Annotated in this window: 24 protein-coding genes; 11 read left to right on the top strand and 13 right to left on the bottom strand. The window is 35.0% G+C overall.

Translation table 11 applies throughout. The features are described 5' to 3' along the window. Positions 1-27 precede the first annotated feature (27 nt). A complete protein-coding gene (locus P700755_RS14110; RefSeq protein ID WP_015025318.1) occupies positions 28-1,353 on the bottom strand; it encodes a fasciclin domain-containing protein in 1,326 nt (441 codons plus the stop codon). Between the two features lie 162 nt (positions 1,354-1,515). On the opposite strand from P700755_RS14110, the gene mnmA reads away from it, so the two are divergent. Continuing rightward, complete coding sequence (mnmA, locus tag P700755_RS14105; protein ID WP_041758399.1) at positions 1,516-2,709, top strand: tRNA 2-thiouridine(34) synthase MnmA; 1,194 nt, start codon at positions 1,516-1,518, stop codon at positions 2,707-2,709. 9 nt (positions 2,710-2,718) lie between these two features. Next, complete coding sequence (locus tag P700755_RS14100; protein ID WP_015025316.1) at positions 2,719-3,669, top strand: NAD(P)H-dependent flavin oxidoreductase; 951 nt, start codon at positions 2,719-2,721, stop codon at positions 3,667-3,669. Between the two features lie 19 nt (positions 3,670-3,688). Here P700755_RS14100 and P700755_RS14095 read toward each other — a convergent pair whose 3' ends face one another. Further along, entirely contained in the window at positions 3,689-5,611 is a 1,923-nt protein-coding gene (locus P700755_RS14095) for an amino acid ABC transporter substrate-binding protein (protein ID WP_245535948.1), read from the bottom strand. Continuing rightward, on the bottom strand, positions 5,611-7,140 hold the full coding sequence (guaA, locus tag P700755_RS14090) for a glutamine-hydrolyzing GMP synthase (protein ID WP_015025314.1): 1,530 nt from the start codon (positions 7,138-7,140) through the stop codon (positions 5,611-5,613). Before guaA ends, P700755_RS14095 begins: the two co-directional genes overlap by 1 nt. 70 nt (positions 7,141-7,210) lie before the next feature. On the opposite strand from guaA, the gene P700755_RS14085 reads away from it, so the two are divergent. Further along, positions 7,211-7,750 (top strand): pyridoxamine 5'-phosphate oxidase family protein, encoded by a 540-nt coding sequence (locus P700755_RS14085; protein ID WP_015025313.1) that lies wholly within the window; start codon positions 7,211-7,213, stop codon positions 7,748-7,750. A 298-nt stretch (positions 7,751-8,048) separates the two neighbouring features. On the opposite strand, the gene P700755_RS14075 is transcribed toward P700755_RS14085, so the two are convergent. Then, entirely contained in the window at positions 8,049-8,681 is a 633-nt protein-coding gene (locus P700755_RS14075; protein WP_041758397.1) for a 7-carboxy-7-deazaguanine synthase QueE, read from the bottom strand. 117 nt (positions 8,682-8,798) lie between these two features. Here P700755_RS14075 and P700755_RS14070 point away from each other — a divergent pair, with 117 nt between their 5' ends. Genes P700755_RS14070 through P700755_RS14045 form a run of 6 tightly spaced genes read left to right on the top strand, consistent with a single transcriptional unit; the run spans position 8,799 to position 12,870 of the window. Further along, complete coding sequence (locus P700755_RS14070; protein WP_015025310.1) at positions 8,799-9,359, top strand: hypothetical protein; 561 nt, start codon at positions 8,799-8,801, stop codon at positions 9,357-9,359. Between the two features lie 51 nt (positions 9,360-9,410). Then, on the top strand, positions 9,411-10,268 hold the full coding sequence (locus tag P700755_RS14065) for an alpha/beta fold hydrolase (RefSeq protein ID WP_015025309.1): 858 nt from the start codon (positions 9,411-9,413) through the stop codon (positions 10,266-10,268). Further along, entirely contained in the window at positions 10,261-10,968 is a 708-nt protein-coding gene (locus P700755_RS14060) for a pseudouridine synthase (RefSeq protein ID WP_015025308.1), read from the top strand. Before P700755_RS14065 ends, P700755_RS14060 begins: the two co-directional genes overlap by 8 nt. A 24-nt stretch (positions 10,969-10,992) precedes the next feature. After that, positions 10,993-11,418 carry a VOC family protein gene (locus P700755_RS14055; RefSeq protein WP_015025307.1) on the top strand — a complete coding sequence of 142 codons (426 nt, stop codon included), beginning with the start codon at positions 10,993-10,995 and terminating at the stop codon, positions 11,416-11,418. A 2-nt stretch (positions 11,419-11,420) separates the two neighbouring features. Continuing rightward, entirely contained in the window at positions 11,421-12,485 is a 1,065-nt protein-coding gene (locus P700755_RS14050) for an AI-2E family transporter (protein WP_015025306.1), read from the top strand. Next, positions 12,451-12,870, top strand: coding sequence for a YkvA family protein (locus P700755_RS14045; protein ID WP_015025305.1), 420 nt, complete (start codon positions 12,451-12,453; stop codon positions 12,868-12,870). The genes P700755_RS14050 and P700755_RS14045 overlap by 35 nt, the downstream gene beginning before the upstream one ends. A gap of 3 nt (positions 12,871-12,873) precedes the next feature. Here P700755_RS14045 and P700755_RS14040 read toward each other — a convergent pair whose 3' ends face one another. From P700755_RS14040 to P700755_RS14010, 7 genes are all read right to left on the bottom strand, one after another. Beyond that, entirely contained in the window at positions 12,874-13,758 is an 885-nt protein-coding gene (locus P700755_RS14040; protein ID WP_015025304.1) for a bifunctional 5,10-methylenetetrahydrofolate dehydrogenase/5,10-methenyltetrahydrofolate cyclohydrolase, read from the bottom strand. Between the two features lie 15 nt (positions 13,759-13,773). Further along, positions 13,774-15,102 (bottom strand): signal recognition particle protein, encoded by a 1,329-nt coding sequence (ffh, locus tag P700755_RS14035; protein ID WP_015025303.1) that lies wholly within the window; start codon positions 15,100-15,102, stop codon positions 13,774-13,776. 118 nt (positions 15,103-15,220) lie between these two features. Then, positions 15,221-15,727, bottom strand: a complete 507-nt coding sequence (locus tag P700755_RS14030; protein ID WP_015025302.1) for an inorganic diphosphatase — start codon at positions 15,725-15,727, stop codon at positions 15,221-15,223. A gap of 123 nt (positions 15,728-15,850) precedes the next feature. Next, positions 15,851-16,267, bottom strand: coding sequence for a DUF2141 domain-containing protein (locus tag P700755_RS14025; RefSeq protein ID WP_015025301.1), 417 nt, complete (start codon positions 16,265-16,267; stop codon positions 15,851-15,853). A gap of 125 nt (positions 16,268-16,392) precedes the next feature. Next, positions 16,393-18,918 carry a TonB-dependent receptor plug domain-containing protein gene (locus tag P700755_RS14020; RefSeq protein ID WP_015025300.1) on the bottom strand — a complete coding sequence of 842 codons (2,526 nt, stop codon included), beginning with the start codon at positions 18,916-18,918 and terminating at the stop codon, positions 16,393-16,395. Next, the gene (locus P700755_RS14015; RefSeq protein WP_015025299.1) at positions 18,905-19,792 is read right to left on the bottom strand and encodes a FecR family protein; all 888 of its coding nucleotides are present in this window, start codon (positions 19,790-19,792) and stop codon (positions 18,905-18,907) included. Before P700755_RS14015 ends, P700755_RS14020 begins: the two co-directional genes overlap by 14 nt. A 43-nt stretch (positions 19,793-19,835) precedes the next feature. Next, positions 19,836-20,357 (bottom strand): RNA polymerase sigma factor, encoded by a 522-nt coding sequence (locus tag P700755_RS14010; protein ID WP_015025298.1) that lies wholly within the window; start codon positions 20,355-20,357, stop codon positions 19,836-19,838. A gap of 120 nt (positions 20,358-20,477) precedes the next feature. On the opposite strand from P700755_RS14010, the gene P700755_RS14005 reads away from it, so the two are divergent. Both P700755_RS14005 and P700755_RS14000 read left to right on the top strand, forming a co-directional pair. After that, a complete protein-coding gene (locus P700755_RS14005) occupies positions 20,478-21,512 on the top strand; it encodes a hypothetical protein (RefSeq protein WP_015025297.1) in 1,035 nt (344 codons plus the stop codon). Between the two features lie 18 nt (positions 21,513-21,530). Further along, positions 21,531-21,764, top strand: coding sequence for a hypothetical protein (locus tag P700755_RS14000; RefSeq protein WP_015025296.1), 234 nt, complete (start codon positions 21,531-21,533; stop codon positions 21,762-21,764). A gap of 400 nt (positions 21,765-22,164) precedes the next feature. Here P700755_RS14000 and P700755_RS13995 read toward each other — a convergent pair whose 3' ends face one another. After that, positions 22,165-23,121: a hypothetical protein gene (locus P700755_RS13995; protein ID WP_015025295.1), complete on the bottom strand. Its 957-nt coding sequence runs from the start codon at positions 23,119-23,121 to the stop codon at positions 22,165-22,167. A 73-nt stretch (positions 23,122-23,194) separates the two neighbouring features. Next, positions 23,195-25,687: a DUF5686 and carboxypeptidase-like regulatory domain-containing protein gene (locus P700755_RS13990; RefSeq protein ID WP_015025294.1), complete on the bottom strand. Its 2,493-nt coding sequence runs from the start codon at positions 25,685-25,687 to the stop codon at positions 23,195-23,197. Positions 25,688-25,707: the final 20 nt, after the last annotated feature.

Raw genomic sequence — 25,707 nt, 5'->3', positions numbered from 1 at the left:
TTTTTAGTTTGATAAAGCTTATAAAAATTACTGAACACTCACCATACCATTCATACCTGAATGAATCGTACAAAAGTATTTGTTTAGTTCAGCAGCTAATTCAGAGGTGACTGTAAAGTCAAATTGTTGTCCATCAGTTTGGAAGTCAACTGCAGTATCTGCTTCAAATGACCCCTCATTACTTTGACTTAAAAGAGCATCACCATTTGAATTTCTTAGTTCAAAGGGATGAGAACTTGCTCCTAAGATGGTCAATTTATAGCGGGTCCCTTCAGTTAAAATCCAAGAGCTATTAGCCACATTTAAGGGAGTTACATTTTCATCACCAATGATTTCACTCACAAAGTAAGATGAAGCCCCATTATTACCAACTGTCATTTCTACACTATTGGCAGATGGTGGAGGGTCTAAATTTAAGTCTGGAAGAATTACACTGCTTACCACATGAACAACTCCATTGCCTGCTTGCACATCTGTCACAACAATTGCAATTGACCTTCCATTTTGGTCTGTTAGTGTAGCATTTGGAGCATCAAGTTCGAAGGTTTCACCTAAAGTCTCGATGGTTCCACTTTCAAGTTCGGCTGATGTAATATTGGCATTAGCAATAACATGTGTATTCAATATAGACGTTAGAATTGTTGGGTCAATATCCGTCAAACTCTCAACACCTAATTCAGTAAATGCTGTTACAAATGCATCGTTGGTAGGAGCAAATACAGTAAACGGTGCTGGAGCCTGAAAAGAACTCAAGGTAGCTACAAAATCTGGCTGTCCATCCAAGGTTAAAGCGTCGACCAAGGTTCCAAATGTTGGATCTGCTATAGCAAAAGTAGTTACATCTGGAATGGTGATGACTTCGTTCACACTATGAACCACGCCATTAGATGCTAAATTATCTGGACCAGTGACAACAGATTTACCATTTAGGGTAATGTCGGTTCCTACATTGACGTATAAACTTAAGTTATTTTCTACACCAGATAAACTTTCTACAGCTAATGTATTAAGGTAAGCAGTGATAAGATTTGAAGATTCAGCTGCACCCTGAACAACATGATTCATCAGAATATTTTTTACCTGGCTATCACTTAAATTAGACGTGTCTATATTTCCAAATGCAGCATCGGTAGGGGCGAATACAGTATAGATCCCTGAATTTAAGGCCTGATCCAAACCAGAGCTCAAAAGTAAATCTTCTAATATAGTATGATCTGGACTTTCAGAGATAATTTCAAAAGTAGTCGGATTGTTAGCTATAGGAACCGCAGCATCATCGCCACTACAGGCGAACAGGAAGCTGGTGACTAGTGTTATTAAAATTAATTTAGATAAAAATATTTTCTTTTTCATATGTATTATTTTTTTTTACAATTTAGAAACATATCAGTATTATTTTATTCAATTTAAGTTAAATAACTTTAGACGAGATGAATCTTATATGAAGAAGTTAACAAAGCTATTTTAACTGAGTCAATATAAACTTTCGTAATTTTGCACTTTAATTTAAGAGTCATGAAAAGAGTTGTTGTTGGTTTAAGTGGTGGTGTTGATTCCAGTGTAGCTGCTTATTTGTGCAAAGAAAAGGGGTATGAAGTTATAGGCTTATTTATGAAAAACTGGCACGATGATTCTGTGACAATTAGTGATGAATGCCCTTGGCTTGAGGATAGCAATGACGCTATGTTAGTTGCCGAAAAATTAGGAATCCCTTTTCAGACCGTAGACCTCAGCAAGCAGTATAAAGAGCGTATTGTGGACTATATGTTCGCCGAGTACGAAAAAGGTCGAACTCCAAACCCAGATGTACTTTGCAACAGGGAAATAAAGTTTGATGTATTTATGGATATCGCGACCTCTCTTGGCGCAGACTATGTCGCCACAGGGCATTACTGCAGAAAAGACAGCATTGAAAAAAACAGTGAAACCATTTATAGATTGTTAGCAGGAAAAGATGATAATAAAGATCAATCTTATTTTTTATGTCAGGTGTCTCAAAAGCAATTGGCTAAAACACTTTTCCCCGTTGGAGAACTTCAAAAATCTGAAGTGAGACAAATCGCTAAATCTCAGAATTTAATCACCGCAGATAAAAAAGACTCTCAAGGTTTATGCTTTATTGGTAAAGTGAAGTTACCAGATTTCCTTCAGCAAAAGCTTAAATCCAAGGAAGGCCAAGTGATCGAAATTGATTCTTCTCACGATATATTTAAAGCAGAAAAGTCAGCGAAAACGGATTCAGAATTAATAACTCAACTTAAAAAGGATAGCAAAAAATTGAGTTTGAAACCTGAGTTTGGTAAAGTTCTGGGCACTCATGTTGGAGCTCATTTTTTCACAAAAGGACAGCGGAAAGGCTTAGCTATTGGAGGTACCAAAGAACCACTTTTTGTCATAGATACTGATGTTGAAAATAATATCTTATACACCGGCCAAGGCAAAACTCATCCTGGACTTCATAAAAAAGGCCTCTGGGTCACAAATGATGAAGTGCATTGGATAAGACAAGATCTGGAATTAAAAGAGGGCGATACCATGGAGGTAATGGCAAGAATCCGGTATAGACAGCCTTTGGAAAAAGCTAAGCTTTACAAGATGAAAGACGAACTTTATGTTATTTTTGAAGATGAACAGACTGCCATTTCTGAAGGGCAATTTGTGGCCTGGTACCACGAAGACGAATTGTTAGGTTCAGGTGTAATCGCATAATATTTTTTCATGTCTCAAAATAGAATAACTTCATTATTCGGTATTAAGTACCCTCTCATTCAAGCTGGGATGATCTGGGCAAGTGGTTGGAAACTGGCAAGTGAAGTCAGTAAGGCTGGTGGCCTAGGCATCATTGGTGCTGGCTCTATGTATCCAGATATTTTAAGAGAACATATTCAAAAATGTAAAAAAGCAACCTCACTGCCTTTTGCAGTCAATGTTCCTATGTTGTATCCAGATTTGGATAAAATCATGGGAATCATTATAGAAGAGGAGGTTCCTATCGTATTTACTTCTGCAGGAAATCCAAAAACATGGACCGCTCATTTAAAATCTCACGGTATAAAAGTAGTTCATGTAGTAAGCAGTGTAAAGTTTGCGTTGAAATCTCAGGACGCTGGAGTTGACGCTGTCGTTGCAGAAGGATTTGAAGCAGGAGGTCATAATGGACGAGAAGAAACCACCACCTTTACGTTACTTCCCATGGTCAAGAAGGATTTGGACATCCCGCTTATCGCTGCTGGAGGAATTGCTACAGGAGCTGGCATGTTAGCCGCGATGATTCTTGGTGCTGATGCTGTGCAAGTAGGAACTCGATTTGTGGCTAGTGACGAAGCTTCCTCTCATATCAATTTCAAAAATGAAGTCCTCAAAGCTCAAGAAGGCGATACTAAGCTTACTTTAAAAGAATTAGCTCCTGTAAGGCTTTTAAAAAATAAGTTTTACAATGATATCGAAAGCTTATACACAACTTCTCCTTCGAAGGAAGACCTTAAACAATTACTAGGAAGAGCTAGGGCAAAACAGGGAATGTTTGAAGGTGATCTACAAGAAGGTGAATTAGAAATTGGGCAAATCTCTGGATTGATAGATAATGTTATACCCGCTAAAATGATTGTTGAAAATCTTATTGCTGAATTTGAGACTGCGAAACTTAAAGCCAGCCAAATTGAATTTTAACCTTTCAAACTCTATTAACTTATTCACCTGCTCTTAAAAACTTTGACAAATCAATAGCTTCAATGTTTAAATCTTTACCATACTGGAAAAGATAAATTGCATCATTTTCATAACCTAAACTAAATTCATTTTTAGTGTAATTAAATTTATTCTCAAGATGCTCAGTATAGCCTTGTATTTCCGTGGAAGATTGAAGAGTTTTAGCATAAGTCAACCTTAAGAGCAAGTCCATCATCACATCATAACCTCTCATCACATAGCGATTTGGAGACGCTCCATGCTTGATGTAATAAGCATTGGAAGTTTGGCTATCTGCCGATGCTAAGTGAGATTTTGAAATAGATGGAAATGTAAATTGGAGATCACTGAGATAGTAGTTTGAAATTTCATCATCATAAAATGAATTCCGTTTTGATGTAAAAAGCCTAATGTCGTATCCTTTTCTAGAATAGGATTTCAAAAAAGAAACTGTCGCCTCAGCGATGCCTATATTTTCTGTTTCCAAAATAAACCAATTAGTTTTTAACGAATCTAAATGGGGTTGTATGTCCATCTTTTGCAAGTATTGTGAATCTTCTTGATTCACAACTTTAAGATCTGGAAATGTATAGGTGTATTTTCTCTGGATAGGCTTTGAAATACTATCGGTTAATATGACCATATTTTCATCACTCCACGACTTTTGAATATAAGTAATTAACAACTCTTGCATTGCTTCGTCTTTCGGAAGCGTGCTGAAAAGATTGTTAAATTCAAATTTTGGATTCACCAGTGGAGAAATAACAGGCACGCTGTCTCTCGAAAGGTACTTGGTGACTTTCTTAAGACTTGGGTCCAATAATGGACCAACTACAGCCTGATACTCTTTAAAATCCTCAGTTAAAAGTTGGCTGACGTGAGAGGGATCATTCCGAGTATCATAAACGTCCATATTTACTGAGATTCCTCTTGCAGATGCAGAATCGATAGCCATTTGTATCCCTTCATAAAAATCCAGCGAAATTCTTAACAGATTACTATTTTTCAATAGGGAACCAAAATCAACACTATCAATTTTAGTCCGCTCTAAATTTAAAGGAAGCATCACCGCAATAGATTTTGTATCAAAATACTTAAGCTTATCATCAAAAGTGAATTTTTGATATTTAAAAAATTCAGCCTCATCTATTTGAGGTATTTTTAAAATAAGACCTTCACTCATACCTTCAAATTTCAAAGAAGGATTGGAAGCTAATAAGTCATATTCTGTAACATCGTAATTTTCAGAAATAGATTGAATAGAATTTTCACGATCTACCTCTAAGTAAACATAGTTTTCATCTCTAGGTCTTGGAAAACTCTTAATTTCAACAGGACGCTTGATTTTCACAAATTGCCCAGGTTGGATTTCTTTTTCATCAATGCCGGGATTAAGCGCTTCTAATTGTTCTACACTAAGCCCATATTTTTTTGAAATTCCATACTTCGTTTCTTGAGGTAAAACAAGGTGCATTAAAGTACTGAATTCAGAGTTTTTAATACTCTGATTAATATCTAAATCTTTGTCTTTAAGTTCATATACAGGGATTCTAAGTATATCATTATAGTCTAATCCCCTTTCAAAAAGAAATGGATTATACGTTTTTAAATCTTTGACTTTTAAATTATAAGTCTTTGAAATACTATAAAGCGTCTCTTTGGGACTTACATCGTAGGAAATTAATTTAACAGTTGAATTTAAACTAAAATTAGGCTGAACGGGAACTACAAAAAGTTGTCCCGATATATCTCTAAGGTCGCTTATAGAAGGATTCAACTTTCTTAAGGTTAATAAATCTACCTGGAATTTTGAAGCTATTTCTTGAAGCTTTTCGCCTTGTTCCGCCGCATAACTTCTGAGGTCTTGCGCGCTCAGGTTCACAAAGGCTAACACTAAAATACTACTTAAAATAAATCTTTTCATTATTCCCATTCTATGGTTGCTGGTGGTTTAGAACTAATGTCGTACACGACTCTATTAACGCCTTTAACACGATTAATTATCTGATTAGATACTTTTTGGAGAAAATTGTAAGGTAAATCTACCCAATCTGCCGTCATCCCATCTGTGGATTCTACGGCTCTTAAGGCGACTACTTTTTCGTAAGTTCTTTCATCTCCCATTACGCCAACGGAATTTACAGGAAGTAAAATTGCTCCTGCCTGCCAAACTTTGTCATACAGGTTCCATTCTCTTAACGCATCAATAAAAATGGCATCAACTTCTTGTAATATGCTTACTTTTTCTTTGGTAATTTCTCCTAAAATTCTAATAGCCAAACCAGGTCCAGGAAAAGGATGTCTTCCCAGAAGTTTTGAATCGATACCCATCTCTGCTCCTACCCGTCTTACTTCATCTTTAAACAACATTCTTAAAGGTTCAACAATTTTCAATTTCATGAAATCTGGCAAACCTCCTACGTTGTGATGTGATTTTATGGTTGCAGAAGGCCCATTGACAGAAATAGACTCTATGACATCAGGATAGATAGTCCCTTGAGCTAAAAAGGTTGCGTCCTTTACATTAGAGGCTTCATCATCAAAAACCTCGATAAATGAATTTCCTATTTTCTTTCTTTTTTGCTCAGGGTCAGAAACACCATGCAAAGCATCCAAAAATAAATCTGTGGCATCCACCCCTTTTACGTTTAACCCCATGTGTTTATACTGGTCAAGAACAGAGTCGAATTCGTTTTTCCTCAGTAGTCCGTTATTCACAAAGATGCAATGTAGATTCTTACCGATAGCTTTGTGAAGCAAAGTTGCAGCGACTGTAGAATCTACTCCACCACTTAATCCTAGAATCACTTTATCATCTCCAATTTTTTCTTTCAAGTCAGCTACCGTCATATCTACAAATGCAGATGGAGTCCAAGTTTGTGGAACTTGAGCAATATGAACTAAAAAGTTTTCTAAGAGTTGTGCACCGTCTTTAGAGTGATAGACCTCTGGATGAAACTGAATTCCATAAGTGTCTTCTCCTTCAATTCTGTAGGCTGCATTAAGGACGTCGCTTGTACTCGCCATTCTTATAAAATGATCTGGCAGGGACTCGATGCTATCGCTATGTGACATCCATACTTGGGATTGCTCAAGGATTCCTTTAAAAAGCGGTTCTTTATCTTTTATAAAGGACAGGTTGGCTCTTCCAAATTCTCTGGTATTAGAACCTACAACTTCACCTCCAAAGTTGTGTGCCATAAATTGAGCACCAAAGCAAACTCCCAGAAGTGGAATTTTCCCCTTAATCTGACTCAAATCTGGTTGAGGCGCTTCAGGGTTTCTACAGGAAAAAGGGCTTCCTGAAAGTACCACAGCTTTAAAAGCAGATAAGTCTTCAGGCAATTTATTGAAGGGATGGATTTCACAATAGATGTTTAACTCACGAACTCGCCTGGCGATGAGCTGTGTATATTGAGATCCAAAATCGAGAATAAGAACATTTTTTTGCATAGGCAAAAGTATAAATTTGAGACAAAACTGGCTTCCGTTTAGCTGCTATTTTTTTACATTTAAGCAAAAAATGTTAGACCAAATTTTAAAGGATTTAAAAAGTGAAGTTAGATTTGGATATCTCAAAAAAAAACACCCCTTTAGGTATGTAAGTTTAGCGAGTATTGAAAATGGTGCCCCTACCCAGCGTACGGTAGTTTTAAGAGATGCTACAGATGATTTTGACCTTATCATATACTCAGACAATAGAAGTGATAAAGTGCAACAATTAGAAAAAAACTCTAAAGCGAGCTTACTGTTCTACCATCCTAAAAAACTTTTGCAGATTAAAGTTGAGGGACAAGTGGAGTTAGTGAGATCTGGTAAGGCTTATGAAGACTTCTGGAGTCGAGTACAAGGAAAGGCACAAAAAGATTTTATCACCAAACAGGCCCCAGGAACACCCATAGACAATCCAGACCACGTCGACTATAAAGACGATGAACATCACTTTTGCGTTTTAAAATTAATTCCAGAAACCTTAGAATACCTTCAATTAAGCAGACCAAACCATGTAAGAGCTAGGTTTGATAAGTCTAATCAGTGGGAAGGACACTATTTAAACCCATAAAAAAAGCGGCCAATTGGCCGCTTTTAGTTTATTATTTATGACTGAAGACTACTCAAGGTTGTCCTCTATATTACGTTGATAAACAGTACTTTCTGTTTGGATAGCGCCTAAATGAACATTTACATATCCATAAACGTCTAGTACATGTGCGACACCAAATTCAGTACTATCATTTAGGTTAGCAGCCTTAGGTTGACCAATTGCAGTAATATTGTCATTAACACTTGGTGAAAAAAAAATAATTTTAAACACTTCGATGACTAAATGAATTTGATGTATGTTTAATTATGGAAAGTGTTTAAGGAATATTAAGATACTTATGCGTTTGCAAAGAAATTCTCCATTTAGGATGTTTCATGACGTATTCTACAATTTGTGGAGTCATTTTTTCTCTTACACTCCACTCAGGTTGTAGAAAAAGTTCACAGTCTTCACCTACTTGTGAAGCATGCTCTTCAGCAAATTTAAAATCATGCTTATTAAAGATAATGACTTTTAACTCATCTACTTTTGGATAAATTTCTGGTTTAGGTAACTTATTTTTTTTGGGAGATAAACAGATCCAATCCCAAACCCCTGTCAAATCGTAAGCTCCAGATGTTTCTATATGGATGCTAAGTTGGTTATCTTTCAAGCCTTGGGTGAGCATAGACATATCCCAAGTAAGAGGTTCACCACCTGTAATCACGATCGTGTTACTATATTTTTTAGCATTTTCAATAATAGAACCTATTCGAGTGGGAGGATGCCGTTCTGGATCCCAGCTCTCTTTCACATCACACCAATGGCAACCCACATCGCATCCTCCTATTCGGATAAAGTAAGCTGCTGTCCCAGTATGATAGCCTTCACCCTGGATAGTATAAAACTCTTCCATAAGGGGTAGCATTACACCTTTTTGAACGAGATCTTCAATTTTTTCATTTTGCATGCTGCAAAGATACTGAAAGCTTTTTTCGAAATAAAACATAACAAAAGTCTTCTCATAATAAATGATACTAAATCTTATTAAGTACGAGACTTTATTTATTTTTGAAGAAAAATTTAAATGAAACTTTTATCCCTATTTGGAAGCTTACTTTTAGTTTTGCTTGTGAGTTGTGATGGTTCTACCTCTAAAACACTTATCAGCAAAAATCAATTAGGCCAACTCACCCCAAAAACAGAAATTAAAGACTTAAAAACTATTTTAGAAACCGACTCTATTGCTGATTTTGATATTGAAACTAGATTTGGAAAGACAGAAGAAATCGAAATATTTGATAGCAAAGGGAAGGTATCTTTAATTGTAGAACCTAAATTCAAAAATGACACATTACTCACTATCGATGAAATTCAAATTTTAGACTCCAGATATAAAACAGAAGAAGGTTTAGGTATTGATAGCAATTTTAAAGCCATCTATAAAAATTATAAAATTGATAATATCCAGAATAGCATCAATAGTGTTATTTTAAACATCAATGAAATTGGAGCCTATATCGTGATTGATAAAAAACATCTCCCTAGTGAATTGAGATTCGATTCTGAAATTAAGATTGAAGCCAATCAAATTCCAGACGAAGCTCCTATTAAGTACTTTTGGTTAAAATTTAAAAATCTAGACTAAAGCATAAAATCTTATTTTTAAAGTTTTCCCTCAACTATCCCGACCAACCTTATGAAAGCATCCAAGAAAATAGTTAATAAATATCTCCCAAAAATCATAGGTCTTCGGTTGAGTTCACTCTATCTTGTTAATCCAGACAAAGCCCTACTGAAGGCCTACGAACTATTTTCTTCCCCAAGAAAAGGAAAAGTAAGACCAGAACAGGAAGTGTTTTTGAATAAAGCCAAATCGACTGCGATTGAGCATGATTCAAAAACAATACAAACCTATCACTGGAAAGGCAATGGCAAAACCGTCATTCTTATTCATGGCTGGGATAGCAATACCCATAGATGGAAAGATCTTATTGAGGATCTTCAGAAAGAAGATTTTAATATAGTTGCTTTTGACGCTCCAGCACATGGCTATTCTGATGGAAAATTACTCAATGTCCTTATATATTCAAAATGTCTGGATCAATTACTGAGTCTTTACCGACCAGAAATTGTTATTGGACATAGCGTGGGTGCTATGACTGTGGTTTTTAATCAATATTTAAAGCACAGCATCCATGTAGAAAAACTAGTTTTGCTTGGCGCTCCATCTGAGATGAGTGAAATCATGAGAGATTATAAACGCATATTAAACCTCAACGTTAAATTCATGTCTTCTTTAGAAGCTTTCTTTAAAGAAAAATTTGATTATACCTTTAGTGAATTTTCTATTGCAGAATTTGCCAAAGGAGTACAAAAAGACACATTAATTATCCACGATCAGTTCGATAAAGTAGCTCCAGTTGAAGCCGCAAAATCAATTCATAAAAATCTAAAGGACTCCATCCTTAAGATTACAGAAGGTGCTGGCCATTCCCTTAATAAAGGTGAAATTCGAGATGATATTTTAAAATTCTTAACCAACACCTATGAATAAAGAGTCTATTCGGATTAATAAATATTTAAGTCAAGCTGGCTTCTGCTCAAGAAGAGAAGCAGATAAATTGATGGAACAAGGTAGAGTCACCATTAACGGTGAATACATAGAAATGGGAACTAAAGTTAATTCCGGTGATAAAGTTTATGTAGATGGAAAACTTGTGGAAAAAGAGACTGAAGAAAAAGTATATCTAGCGGTATACAAACCTAAAGGTGTCGTTTGCACTACGAATTCTAAAGTCGAAAAAAACAATATTGTCGATTTTGTAGATTATCCTACTCGAATTTTCCCCATAGGACGACTAGACAAAATGAGTGAAGGCCTAATTCTAATGACAAATGATGGTGAAATCGTAAATCATATCCTTAGAGCAAGACATTTTCATGACAAGGAATATCTAGTTACTGTTAACAAGACCATAACCGATGATTTTATTGAAAAAATGAGAAAGGGTGTTCCAATTTTAGACACCATGTCTAGAAGATGTGAAGTAGAAAAATTGGGGGATAGGAGTTTTAAAATCGTCTTGACACAAGGGCTTAACCGTCAAATAAGAAGAATGTGTGAAGCCTTAGACTATAGAGTAAGAACCCTGAAGCGCACAAGAATAAAAAACATTACTTTAGATGTGGAGAAAGGAAACTATAGAAACCTTACTGAAGAAGAAATAAAAGATTTGTACACTAACAAATCATAATGATTAAAACAAAAAAATACTGCCATGACGTCTTTAGCCCCCTTCCACCTTGCTGTCCCTGTAAATAATCTAAGCCAAGCAAGATCATTTTACAGTAACACCTTGAGCTTTAAAGAAGGTAGAAGCGATTCGCATTGGGTTGATTATGACTTTTTTGGTCATCAATTTGTTATTCACGAAGACAAAACCCATCAACCTAATCCAAATGCCTTCAGTATAGTGGATGGTCATGAAGTTCCAATACCCCATTTCGGTGTTGTTTTGGCATGGAATGATTTCCATGAGTTCGCAAAAAGGTTAGAGAATTTGAATATCGACTTCGTTATTAAACCCTACATAAGATTTCAAGGAAAGCCTGGCGAGCAGGCCACAATGTTTTTTAAAGATCCAAGTGGAAATGCATTAGAATTTAAAAGCTTCAAAAATACAGATCAAATCTTTGCTAAATAAAAATGGATAAACTCTCTCCAAGACTTGTTAGACAGCTCTTCATCCTATTGATTATTCTTTCTCTAGGAGGTCTTATTTTTGGGGAACTCCTCCCCTATATATCGGGAATATTAGGCGCAATTACCTTTTATGTTTTATTGAGAGGTCTTATGAGATGGATGCTCCATAAAGGCTGGAACCCAACCTTTAGTGTCACCGTATTGATGGTCGCCTCTTTTATTTTAATTCTTGTTCCTGTCTTAGGAATTATTCTTATGCTTTCTTCCAAAGTAAGTAGCGCTATCCAGAATTCAGAAAAAGTTATTGAAGCCGCAAAAGCTCAGTTGGTTCAGATTGAAACCATGTCTGGAATTAATCTCGGAGAAAAAATTGACAGTACTGCCGTAACCGATTGGTTATCTAATAATTTACAAGGATTGGCTGGAGGAACTTTTGAAGTTTTTATCGCGATTAGTATCATGTATTTCTTATTGTATTATATGCTACTCAATCAAAAAAAGCTAACGATATCTATGGAAACCTATATCCCTATCGATGTAGAAAATCTAAAACTCATCGCTAAAGAGTCTGCAAAAAAGGTGAAAGCAAACGCCATTGGAATCCCTCTTGTTGCTCTTTTTCAAGGCATCATTTCTTTGATAGGATATTGGATTTTTGGAGTTCCAGAAGCTATGTTTTGGTTCGTCATAACCACTATTGGTTCAATGATCCCATTTGTTGGGACAGCAATTGGTTTTATACCGGTAACTTTGTTGTTGTACTACCAAGGAGAAACAGCCTCCGCTATTGGAGTTTTGCTTTATGGCTTTGTGATTGTAGGATCTTCAGATAATATCGTTAGGCTGCTTGTCCTTAAGAAAATGGCAAACGAACATCCACTCATAACTTTAATAGGAGTTATTATTGGAGTTCCCTTATTTGGTTTTATAGGATTGATTTTCGGACCTTTATTACTCTCTTTATTCTTGTTGGTAGTCGTGATTTACAAAAAAGAATATGGTGAATTCGAATCTGAAAAAGAAATTAAATTAAATGAAAACATCAAAGAAGAAAAAGAAGAAAGTTGACAAAAATTTTATTGAAAAAGGAATAGAAACTGTTTCAGATATAGATTTTGAAACTGTCTTTAATAAAAAGGATCAATTGTTTGCAAAAATCAACCATCCCAATTGGAAAAAATATAAAGACAAAATCATTCTGATGTTTCAAATGCTAAAAGATGTAAAGCAAAAGAAATATCTTGAAACACCTTGGAAGACTATAGCAGCTATGATTTTTACCATTCTCTATATTATTAACCCTTTAGATTTGGTTCCTGACTTTATCCCTTTTCTAGGATATCTGGATGACATCACCGTTTTCAGTTTTATCCTAAAGATTATTAATGATGACTTGATGGATTATGAAAAGTGGAGAGCAGCCGGATCCGAAGAGATCACTAGGACACTATAGCTATTACTCTCTCAATCTATGCATTTCTCTAGCTAAGAGTGTGTTTTTTAATAACATAGCTATGGTCATTGGTCCTACTCCTCCTGGTACAGGTGTAATGAAAGAAGCTTTTTTACTTACATTTTCATAATCTACATCACCTGTAATAATATAGCCTTTCTTAGAATTTTCATCTGGCACTCTTGTAATTCCAACATCTATAACAACAGCATCGTCGCGAATCATTTCTGCCTTTAAAAAGTTAGGAATACCTAGAGCTGAAATCACAATATCCGCCTGACTTATAATTTGTGTAATGTTTTTAGTATGACTATGGGTTAGAGTAACTGTTGAGTTACCTGGCCAGCCCTTGCGACCCATCAAAATACTCATAGGTCTTCCTACAATGTGACTTCTCCCAATCACAACCGTATGCTTTCCTTTGGTGTCTACATTATACCTTTCCAATAGTTCTAAAATCCCAAAGGGTGTCGCTGGAATAAAAGTGGTCATGTCCAATGCCATTTTTCCAAAATTTGTCGGATGAAAACCATCCACATCTTTTTGAGGATCCACTTGCATCAAGACCTTTTGGGTATCAATTTGAGGAGGCAAAGGAAGCTGAACAATAAACCCATCGATGTCATCATCTTGATTAAGCTCCTCAATCTTTTCTAACAATTCTAATTCTGAAATATTACTAGATAGTTTAACCAAGGTAGATTTAAATCCAACTCGTTCACAAGCTCTAACTTTACTTCCTACATAAGTAAGACTAGCTCCATCATTACCAACTAAAACTGCGGCGAGGTGTGGTACTTTCTCACCTTTAGCTTTCATCTTATCAACTTCATCTTTGATCTCATTTTTGATGTCGTTGCTGCATTTCTTACCGTCAAGAATTGTCATGTGTTTAGATTTTAGTTATTGCATCTTTTTCATCATCTCCATCATTTTATTACCGCCACCGCCTTGCATCATCTTCATCATTTTGCTCATTTGGGTAAACTGCTTTAGGAGTTGATTTACCTCTTGAACGGAAGTTCCAGAACCTTTTCCTATTCTTTTCTTTCGGCTAGCATTTATGCTTGTTGGATTTTCCCTCTCATGTGGAGTCATGGAATGGATCATTGCTTCTATATGCTTAAAAGCATCATCATCGATATCCATATTTTTCATCATCTTTCCAGCACCAGGAATCATTCCCATTAAATCCTTCATACTTCCCATCTTCTTCACCTGTTGGATCTGCTTTAAGAAGTCATCAAAGCCAAATTTATCTTTGGCAATTTTCTTTTGGATTTTTCTAGCTTCATCCTCGTCATATTGTTCTTGGGCTCTTTCCACTAAGGAAACAACATCTCCCATTCCCAATATACGATCTGCCATCCTAGAAGGATAGAAGACGTCTATAGCATCCATCTTCTCGCCAGTACCAATGAATTTAATTGGTTTATTGACCACAGACTTAATAGAGATTGCTGCTCCACCTCTAGTATCACCGTCTAATTTTGTAAGAATAACACCATCGAAATCTAAGACATCATTAAAAGTCTTGGCCGTGTTGACCGCATCTTGTCCTGTCATAGCATCGACGACGAATAAAGTTTCCTGAGGCTTTACAGCCTTGTAGATATCGGAGATTTCATTCATCATAACTTGGTCAACAGCAAGTCGCCCAGCCGTATCCAAAATCACAACATTATGTCCATTTTGTTTAGCATGAGCTATTGCAGCTTCTGCTATTAAAACTGGGTTTTTTTCTTCTTTGTTAGAGAATACCTCAACGCCTATTTGGTCTCCAACGACATGCAATTGATCTATAGCTGCAGGTCTGTATACGTCACAAGCAACCAGCAAGGGTTGTTTAGACTTTTTGGACTTTAAGTAGTTGGCCAACTTACCAGAGAAGGTTGTTTTACCAGACCCTTGAAGTCCAGACATTAAAATAACGCTAGGATTACCCGATAAATCAACTTCTTCTGCATCACCTCCCATCAATTTTGTCAACTCGTCTTTAACGATTTTGACCATCAATTGATTAGGCTTTAAAGTCTTTAAAACATCCTGACCTAGAGCTTTTTCCTTGACGAGGTTTGTAAAATCTTTTGCTATTTTGAAGTTGACATCGGCATCTACCAATGCTCTTCTTACTTCTTTAAGTGTCTCTGCTACATTAACCTCTGTAATCTGTCCATGTCCTTTTAAAACATGAAATGCCTTGTCTAATTTATCACTTAAACTATCGAACATAATTTCATCTGTATTTGTGCAAAAATAGGAATTTGAAATCTATTAAAGAAGATTTTTATTAACTAAAAAAGCCACTTCAAATAAAGTGGCTTAAAATTAGTGTAGATAATATAACCTCTTATAAACTGAAGTTATTGGTCACTGTATCGCTTTCTTTATAGCGCGCTATAGCTTTATCAACTAAATCTTTAGCTTCTTGCTCATCGCCCCAGTTTCCTATGATCACTTCTTTATTTTCTAAATCTTTATAAGTTCTAAAAAAGTGCTCGATTTCTTTGATTGTATGAGGATTTAAATCTGAAAATTTATGAACATCATCTCCCATGGGATCTGTTACTGGAACACAAATAATTTTTTCGTCAGGGCCTTTTTCATCAGACATATTCAGGACACCTACAGGTCTAACCCTGGCGACACAACCTGGAACAACAGGATTGGTAAATAACACTAATACATCTATAGGGTCGTTATCTAAAGCTAAAGTTTCTGGAACAAAACCGTAGTCTGCAGGATACATCATTGAGGTATGCAACATCCTATCGAACCTAATTTGCTTTAAATTAAAATCGTACTCGTATTTATTTCTACTTCCTCTTGGGATCTCTATCAAAACATCAAATGTCATAATCGCTTGTTTATGTAAATTTTAAGGATCGCAAAAATAGCAAAATCTTTGACTTATAGTTAAAAAATACGTAAATAAATAACCTGACTCAAAAGTAAATTCTGAGTCAGGCCTCTTACTTTATTAAAACTCGAGAAGAAATTCCTGTTTTTTTGAGTTTAATTCAAATTTAGCACCATCCCAAGTTGGATATTGATTAGGATCCACAGATCCAGACATCGCCCAAGGTTCTGACGGCATTCCATCTGACTCACGATCCATTGTTTTATTCCCATTAAGGTCATGAAATACTGAAATCGCATAAGAGCCATAGGCCACCCCTTCGAAGGTTACTTCTGAGCCATTTGTATCTACTTTAACCATTTTTCCAATAGTAGGTTGTCTTAGGAAATTATCCTTTTCAAAGATTCCAACATAGAGTTCTCCTTTGGTTTCTTTTACATTCTCAAATCTAACAGTTAAGTCTCCCGTGTCTTGAGCAACAAGACTTTGAAGAGAAAATAGTAAAGCAAGGGTCATTAATTTTACAATAGTATACATGATATTTGGGTTTTAAATTCATGTCAAAAATAGAATGAAAGCTTCATTGTATTCTTAATTAATTGACGAGCAGTTGAATGATTCAGATGAACCGTAAAATAGTCAGAAGAAGAAAAGTATTTATACTAAAACCGATAGGTCAAGAAAAGATTAGGAGTCAACTCTAAATTTCTGACGCGAATATTTTCTACAGCGGATCCTGACTCATCTAGTCTGAAAAACTGATTGGTTAAAGTGTCACTATTGAAGAGGTTCAAAATACTCAAGCCAGTTTCTAAGACTGAAGAATCAAAGTTGAACGTATAACTGCCTGTAAAATTAAGCTGAAAATAATCTCGCAAATTGGCTTCGTTTGGGCTGAGGAAATTTAAACTTGGATTGGTTTGTGGAGATAAAATTGGATTATCAAGATCTATATCTGTGGTCGGCTTACCTGAGAAATAGCGGCCACCAAAAGATAATTTAAGCTCATCTGAATCGTAGCTTATTCCAAATGCTGAACTCTGTCTGATTTCAAAATTATTAGCGAACTGCTGAGGATCAAAATTTTCGAAATCATAACTATTATCCATTATAGAAAAGTTGACCCAAAAAATGAACTGATTAACTCTTTTTTGAGCAAGAATCTCAGCGCCAAAAACCTCATAATTTCCACTTAACCGCAAAAACTCCAATTGGTTTTGAAAACCTTGACTGCCAGAAGAAATACTTTCTACTTGTTTATGGTATAAGCTTCCCTGAAACAACCATCCTTTTTTGTTGAAATTTAATCCAAGCTCATACTGAAGATTATTGATCACAGGAAAGTTATTTTCATCTGCTAGAATCCAACGGCGCTTTTCCAATCCAAAAAAGTCTTGCTGTTGATCGATTACTTGAGTGAGGGCTTGATTTTTTTGTTCTGCTAAAACATTCCATCGCCAGTGGGGATTGATCTGATAACTAAAACTAAACCTTGGTTCTATCCTTATCTCGTCAAACTCAGAGTAATATTTTCCACGAAGACCAAAGCGGGTCATTACTTTTTCATTTTTAGAGGTATAATTCAACTCAGCAATAGCAGAATGAGTGGTGAGTACTCTCTTTTCTCTTTGGATAACATCTGGCGAGATTACCTCATTATCATTTCTCACCCCTACTTCTTTGTATTGATAGCCAGTATTGAGTATGAATTGTTCTGATAGTTGATGGTCATTCTTCAAGTTCAATCCAAGATCTGTTACTTGGTTTAGTTGATTTAAAACTTGGGCGGAAGAAACAGACCGATTGGTAGCCTCCCGTTTATAGAATGAAGATGTAAAACTAATGTGAGTTGAATTTGTTGAGTTCCAAGGAAAACTATAATCTAGATTCAACAGAAAGTTTTCTTGCTTAAAATCGTTTAACTTTTGTTGCGAATTAGTTTCTAATATTTCGTTAAACACCAAATTATTTTGAATACCTAAGACGTCTACATGTAATATGCTATTATTAGCAAAACTATATTGATATTGTAAAGAAGCATCATAAAATTGGAGACTCTGTTCTGTAGTTATAGTATTAGTATTGCCCAAACCTAAGTCTTCTACTTCCGTATTTTGAAATACTTTATCGGTAAATCTACCATAAGTCGGAGATTGCCAAACATCTGTAAGCGAACGCCTTGCTGTAAGCTGAAAGGTTGACTTATCGCCTAATTCTAAAAATGAACTTGCGTTAGCACTCAAAAAATTAAGCTGAAATTGAGTAGTGTAATCCAATGTATGTTCCCTAGATGTAATATTTATAACCGAAGACACCCCCTCATCGAAAAACGCAGAGCTCCCATTTTTATAAACATCAATAGTGTTGTTGACCAAAGGATTAACGGCAGAAATCATCCCAAAGAAATGACCAGTTTGGTAAAGCCGTACGCCATTCCAAAGCACCAAATTTTGATCGTGTGTCCCTCCTCTAACATTAATTTGGGCGATAGTTTCATCAGTATTCACAATGCCTGGAACATATTGCAAGCTATGGAGAACATCTGCGTTTATGAGACCGGGAAGTATTCCAAACTCTTGAGGCACTATACGTATACTATTGTCTGTGTTTAAGGATATCCCTTTGGTTAGATAGTCCTGCAAAATAATTTCATCAAGTTCAATTTCTTGAAAAAGGTAAATAATACTACAGTTTTCTGCATTTGATAGGGTTTGCGCCCCTTTGGTATTGAAATACTTAGGATGATAGAATTTTAACTCTGATAGTTCAAGCGTAGAATCTACAAAGACTTTCCCCATGCCGTTAGATTCTCCCAACAGCTTAGTATTCTGGTATATTTCCACTCCAAAAACGGGAGACAAGGCATTTGCATTCAAAAACGTGTAGCATTTTAGATTCCTTTTATAAGAAATACTTATATTTTTTTCAGTAATAAAAGTAAACTCAAGAGGGAGTTGTTGTTCTAAGAACTTTAGATCTAATTTAAGCTCAACGTTTTGAGGAGCAAGGACTCTCACATCAGATAAATCTTCAGACAAATAATTAAATGACACCTCATATTTTTCTTCTAGAGTAATAAGTAAATCAACAAGACTTAACTTTTTAAAGGATTGGCCAAAAAGGGAATTGACTGATAGGATAAGTAGTACTAAAAAAAGAAATCTTGTAAAGGGTTTATCTGGTCTCATCCTCAACAAAAATAAACTTATTTCTATTGATAATTTTGAAATTGATTTGATACGTTTTAACTAAAATATCTAAAGCCAAGGATAAACTATCTGAAGGTAAACTTCCTGTAAAACGCTTGTTTTGGTTGAGCTTAGATATATCTATGTCTATAGTATAGTCTTTTTCTAACTGAAGGATTACTTCAGACAAAGGAGTGTCTTTAAATACATTCGCAGTGGATATCCAGTCTGGCTCATCTATATAAACATTACTTTGCTCTACTTTGCGCCCATTCTGAAAAGCAACAAACTCGTCTTTTTCTAAAATGATTTCATTTTTTAACGAGGTCACCTTTACTGATCCTTCATAGCAGACTACTCTAAAAATAGAATCTCTGGACTCAACATCAAAACGAGTTCCCAATACTTGAACGGTTCCCAAATCAGTTTTAACCGTAAATGTTTTTCCTTTAGCCACATCAAAATAAGCCTTACCAAAAAGTGTGGTAGTCCTATCGAAACTCCAAAACCAATTATTAAATTGAAATTTGCTATTTTGAGCTAGAATAACTTTAGAGTCATCCGGAAGCAAAACCGTTTCTTGGGAGTTGATTTTGGCTGTAAAATCTTTATTGGATAAAGTATAAATAAGTGTTGATACTCCAATAATTAAAAGGGTAGACGCAGCTATGGACCAGTTAAATTTAGTTTTTCTACGGCTGGCTTTTTTCTTCTTAATAGCCTTATAGACCTCATCTTTTTTAAACTCTGGCTTTTGAAAATGCGCTGAATACATTTTGATCTTCTTTAATGTATCAAATCCCTTCGTGTTTTTGACAGCCTCATCATCTACTTTACCGTCGAGCCAATCTGCTAAGTTGTATTTTTGTTTCATTTTTACACTCTCTATTTAAAGAACAATCAAAAAAGGGTTTACCCTACTTAAATTCATCAATTTGTTTTCTCATCCCCTCTAATGCCTTTTGCATGCGCTTCTCAACAGCCTTTACACTTATGTTCAAAATTTCTGCTATTTCTTTATAAGATCTATTATCAATCCGATGGAGCAGAAAGGCGGTTCTTTGCTTTTCTGACAAGTCTTGTATAGCTTTTTCTAGCTTTACCTTAAACTCTTTTTCCTCCATCTTATACTCTGGGCTTTGGAAATCTTCAGTCCGCTGAGGCTCAGTCTTTGCATACTTCAAAACTACCTTTTGGTGTTTGTATTTATTTAAAGAAATATTATTGGCTACTGTGTATAAATAAGATTTTGCCTTTGCAAAAGGAACTTTTTTACAATTCTCCCAGAGCTTTAAAAAAGCTTCCTGAACAGAGTCCTCTGCCATGATTTTATGACCAAACTTATAGAAGAAGTAATTATTTATCACTTCTGAATTTTTGCTATATATCCCTTCAAAAACCTGTTCTTCACAAACATTATCGACGAGTTGTTTCTCCATAGGATCTCCTTAACTAGTTTTATATAAACAAATGACAATATATGAACCCTAATTGAAAGCTAGGGTTTATATGGAAAAAGTTGTTATATCTTAAGATAGGTTTTTATAAATTTACAGATTATGAAACATTTTTACGTATTTGGTTTCTTTTTTATTTTACTCTCTTGTCAAACTGAGGAATTTTTTGAACAAGTGGATGAAACTTCTAGTCTTACAAGTCTAAGTGAATTGACTGGCCTCATCTCCAGACTTAATCAAAACCCAACCGCTTTTGACGATTTCATTGATAATTCTAATAGCCTAAGCCTTGAATTTCCATACGAGATTACGATCAATTCAAATAACGCATTCACCCTAAATGAATTTGATGACTACCAAGCGGTTATAAACGAACTGATTTCTTTTCCCAACGACTACAGTGTTGATATCACTTTTCCAGTACAGGTATCCCTTCCTAATTACGAACTCCTCAACATTGAAAATGAAATTGCCTTTTTCTCTCTCTTAAACACACTGGAAGGTAGTACAGAAATTAATTGTCTAGAATACACTTTCCCTATTCAGCTTAATGTGTTTGACAGCGACACTAGTTTTATAAACGAGAGGTCCGTTCAAAATGAGGCTCAATTTTTCAACTTTTTAGACAATTTACAGCCGACTGATGATTTTTATGAGATCGCTTACCCTATAGAAATTAGAGTAGACACTACTGTTCAAATTATAGTATCAAATTTAGAGTTAGAAATCGCCATACGAAACCTTGCCGAGAATTGTTTTAACCCCTCTTTATTTATAAATAACAGCACACAACTTCAACAATTTATTGCTTTTATCACCAGTGGAGAATTTAAAGTCACTTCCTTTATTGATGAAGAACAAGATGAAACAGATGATTACGATGATTTTGTTTTTACTTTTAATACAAACAACACTATTTCGGTAGTTAATACCACAAGCGGAAACTCTTTTACTGGTGAATGGACTGCAGAAATTGATGAGGACGAACTGATTTTCGAGCTGGATTTTGAAAGCAATGAACTACTGGAAGAATTTGATGAAGATTGGGTGGTCGATAGGTTTTCGACCCCAAATACTATTGAACTTTCTGATGAAGATACCGATGAATTGAGTTTTTTAATATTTGAAAAACTCTAACTAATAAATTGCTCCTTAATGAATTCTAATCAACCGACTACAGAGGATTTAAAATCCAAATTAAAAATTTTAAACGCTATTTTTTATCTAGCACTATTAGCATGGTTAATTCTCATTGTAGTTATCCTTGTCAGACTTTTTACTTCCCAGAGCACTCAAACACTGTTCATTGTTTCTATCCCTTTGGTTGGAGCACTTTTGATTTTAAGTCAGATTAAAACTAGGATTAAAAATGAAATAGAGAAAGCCTAAAACACCATCCTTTATAAATAGTTTTATGCAGTATTTCTTATCCCAAAATAGTCTCTTGATACACTACAATAGCAAATTAAACCTATAATGTTGCCATAAATCGTTTTACCGAAATGAATTCGGCACAGGCTTTTTTCGCCTGTTTTTTTATCAAAACTAATTACCATAACTAAGGCTATGCTAATTAGTTTTAACTTCAATCAATCAAAAAACCAATGCTGAGCTACGTCGAAGTATAATTCAATTTATTTAAACGGCATGATAAATTTAATTTGGTATTAATCGTGGGATTAAGTAATTATCAAAATGAATTAAACTGATAGATCAATAAAAAGTATAGCATAAAAAAACCCTATTTGGCAATCCAAATAGGGAGTTAAAATAAAGTCTTAAATACCTTCTAGTCGTCTAGTAAGTCTACATAATCTTTAATTGCATTTTTAATTCTATGGGCAAGTTGTCTGTTACCATCATTATCTTCTGGGCTTATTTCAATGACTCCATTTTCATTTCCATCTGTAGCATCACTTAAATCGACAAAACTAAATACTGAAGTTAAATCAAATTCAAAAATAACTCTGTTATTATTATCCTCGGTGATCACAAGATTTTGACCAGTATCTTCATAATCTACCTCGAACTCTTCATTGAAAGTGTGGAAAAATTCAAATTCTGTTCCAGAAATTGTTCCTCTCATCAGGATAGATTTTTGATATAAGTCACTACTTGGGTTAGTGCTTCTATCCATCTCAAACTCTACTTCTTCATATTCTCCAATAGGAATTTCAACGTTAATAATTGTGATCACATCTGAATTTAGATTCAGCTCGAAAGGACCATTTAATTCAAAATCATCATCACTTCCGTAATTTCCATCGTTGTAATCACCATCATCGTCAAAATCGCAACCATCGTCATCAAACTCTATTGCGTAAACACTAAAGTTGGCTCTGAAATAGATTTCAGTTCCACTTTGCAATTCGATTTCATAGACATAAGGATCATCGTCATCATCTTCTAGTTCTCCTTTACAAAAGGGATCGTTTGGATAATTGTCCTCTAGATAAGCTACGATCTCACTAGGTAAATCTTCAAAAGTCAAATCATACTCATCATCAGAACCAGATGAATTTCCATCACCAAATCCGTCTGCAAAATCGAATTCAATAGTTTTAATATTGATAAAAAATTCAGCAACTTCTACACTAGCAAAAGAAGTTGCGTTAACAATGGCTTTGATTTCTAGATTAGATTTAGGAGTAGTGCCTAGATTTGGATCTGAGACAGAATCGTCTGAAGAGCAGGAAGACATTAAAACTAATCCTAGTAGTCCTGCTGTTAATTTTAAGAGTTTCATTATGTGTTTATTTTATGTGTTCAATTATAGAACAACACAAAATCTGCTTACCCTACTTTAAAATTTATTTATTTTAGAATTTAAATCCAAAGCCACCTGTCACCCCAAATTTTCTGGCACTAGGTAAATCATTATAGTTACCCCTAAAGTGAAAATCTATTCTTAAGATCCTAAATATATTACCAATCCCAAAGCTGTAAGACCAATAGGGCTCTCGGCTTGGCGCCCTTAATATCGGATTGGAAAATGAAGCATTAAGCAACTGATTTTCTTCTGAAATACTCCCTGCAACTGCTCTCACCGAGACAATTTCTCTTAAATCTAACTCCCGAAGCCATGGTATTCTGGAAAAGAATCGACCATTGAAGTTATGTTCAAAGTTAACACTCGCGTAAGTATCTGTTGCAAAATCATAAAAATCTAATAAAGGAAATGTGCCTTGTATAGAAAACAAGGTTTGGTTACCAGGTACAATGCTCAATAAGCTTAAAGGAACAGCCCCAAAGGTTTTCCCTAATTCTACAGTAGAAATAAAACTACCAAAGCCACCAATTTGAATAGGTTGTCTATAATAAAACTGGAGCTTCTCGTAGTCGAAATCGTTCGTGGTAATATTGTTCAGTCCTTTTGTATAATTAAAAAAGAGTTCTGGATATTTATCGGTGTTTACCGTGAGTCGTTCCACCCCATAGCCTGTCGTTTCACGACCAGGAGAAAATCGTATAATAGAAGAGATTTCCACTTGCTCTGTTACGGCCTTAGTTTCCGTGCGCTCTGTATTTGTAAAGTAATCTAAGCTAAATTGATCTGATGCGGATTCCAACCTTTTAAAGTTACCCTCAAACCTTAAATTAAAATTCTTTAAAGGTTCAAAGGCAATTGAAAAACTCGACAAGTTAATGCTAGTAAGGCTCGTATTGGCCCCAACTGTAAGTACCGAAGAAGAAGCCAAGTTTCTCCCTAATACATCGGTAGAACTGGTAAGACTAGCACCAAGTTGCTCCACATCTCTTCTATTCCCCCCAGCGATAGTCAATCTCGTTTTTGGATCTAACAGCCATTTTCCTGATATACCATACTTAAACTTATCATCTCCAAATCCATAAGCCATGAAGCCCTGAACTCTCCAAAGGTCGTTTTGAGAAAAATAAGTTCTTCCCCCAACTCTTAATCTTACGCCTTCTACTTCATTAAAGCCAAAGGTTGAAAATACCGGACCAAAGTCCCAGCCCTTTTGCTCCCAATATCCTGTAGCTAAAATAGTTCCTACATTATATATTCGCTTAAACGCATCTACAGTTTTAAGGGTATCTAGAGTTTTATAAACCTGATTTTCATCTTTGTTTAATTCCTCTTGTCGATTTTGAGTCCAAAATTGGTCATCTCTATTATATATAGCTTCGTTGTAAACCTCTGGCTGATAATTGTAAAAAGAACTCCCCTTAGGCTTATCGAATACATAATTATCATAAAGGGTGGTACGTTTTCCATAGACTCCACGAGATTCCTCTTTTTTAGTTAAGGAGAAATCGGTCATAAATAAATCCTTAGTAATCAAAAAAACAGAATCGTTAAGCACATCAAACTCTTGTTCGATATAGACGTCTTTTATCCAGTTGATATTAGCGCCTTTGGACATAGCCAAATTTATTTTTTTGATAGCCCAGGTGGTATCATTCACCCAAAAATCTCCTTTAAAATTGAGCTCGCCTTTTCGTCTAGGATAATACACAATATTATAGCACCACTTTTTATCTATATAGGTGCTATCAGTAAGCACGTAATTGTAATTATCTACACCAGTCGTTGACAAAGGACTTACAAAACTTTTATCAAAAAATTTGATATAATTATTATAGATATCATATTCTGCGTATAGATCTTTAATAAAAGCGATAAGACTTTGGTTATTGCTAAATCCTGAATTTTTATTCCCAGATAAAATTTCCTTCTCTTTATTTAAGACATTGCTCCCATAAACTTTGGAAGCTGCTTCATTGAGAAAAATAGGCAGGTAAGTTTTTCCAGTAACAGCATTCGTATCTAAATCATCAAAAATAAACTCCATACCATTGAAAATTCTACTATTTATAAGCGAACTATCTATGGTATTGAGATCAAATTCAAGTTTTTCATATTTTTTATATTGATATTGATCAAACTTTTTGGTTCCGTTTTCTCTCCTATTTTTCCATATTTTTTTTAAAATATCAATAGCAGGATTATTTTTCTTTGAAGTTTTTCCAGAATATACGATGACTTCGCTTAGTTCTGCTGAATTTTCTTCAAGATTAATTTCGATATTATAAGTGGCCTTTTTATTTAGAGGAAACTTCAAAGTTTCAAAACCCATAAAAGAAAACTCAAGGAATGAGTAATTTTGATCCGATTGAAGGTAAAATTTTCCATTTTCATCAGAAATTATTCCTTCTGAAGAATCAAAAAATATAACATTCACGTAGGGGATTGGCTCACCGGAGGTATCATAGATGTAGCCACTAACCTTCGTTTGGGCTAAAGCAGAACTAGTAATTAAGGCAAATAGAAGTAATAGACTATGTTTCATTGAACTGAAAAAGCTTCAAG

The organism is Psychroflexus torquis ATCC 700755, assembly GCF_000153485.2.
Classification (GTDB): Bacteria; Bacteroidota; Bacteroidia; order Flavobacteriales; family Flavobacteriaceae; genus Psychroflexus; species Psychroflexus torquis.
The sequence above is the reverse complement of the archived record's forward strand: the minus strand, read 5'-3'. Positions and strand labels throughout refer to the sequence as shown.